Consider the following 714-nt stretch of genomic DNA (forward strand, 5'->3'; position numbering starts at 1 on the left):
GTCCTGCTCGGTGCGCAGCACGGCCATGTTGGCGTAGTAGAGGTCCAGGAATGACTGCAGGTCGGTGAACTCATACTTCTCGCGGAGCTCGTCCAGGCCCGAATAGGGCAGTTCAATGCCGTTGCGTTCAGCCAGGGCAAAGATGAGTTCGGGCTGCAGCGTGCCTTCGATGTGCAGGTGCAGTTCAGCCACTGGAAGGGGCTTGGCAGGCACCGCGGGTTCCGCGGAGTCCGTCTCGGTTTCGGGCATGGCGCTGCCGCCGGAAAAGTTGTCCATCGGGACAGAATAATGCCCCTACGGGTTTCGCGCCTGCCCGCGCTTTCGGAGGCAGCGGCGCCAAGGCCGTTATCTATGCCAGGGCCCATCCCCATCGCGCCGGCGGAATCTCGATTTGATAACACCCAAACGATGTCTTAGCGTGAAATACATGCCCGTTCGGCGGGCGACTTGATTGCCCGGTGCTGCCTTCACCAGAACTGCCCAGCGGCAGCCACCGACAGTGACCTCTATTCGTCAGGGGTGGGCAGTGGCGCGACGATCTCCGGGGACGGAACCAGCGCTGGTGGCCTTCAGGAGCATCACCATCATGAAAAACACCAAATTCCGTACTGCCGCGCGCCGCGGAGTCACCCTGGCCGCCGTCTCCGCGGCAGGTTTGGCCCTTTCCGCCACGGCGGCCAACGCAGGTGCCCCCACGTCCACGTGGGACGCCCT

1 pseudogene is annotated in these 714 nt (G+C 63.4%); it reads right to left on the reverse strand.

Annotated features, from left to right (window positions below):
* Positions 1-249, reverse strand: a pseudogene (locus tag AC1DKD_RS41760) (adenosine deaminase); the annotation flags it as partial.
* Positions 250-714 lie beyond the last annotated feature (465 nt).

Source organism: Cupriavidus sp. 05T313 (genome assembly GCF_056396665.1).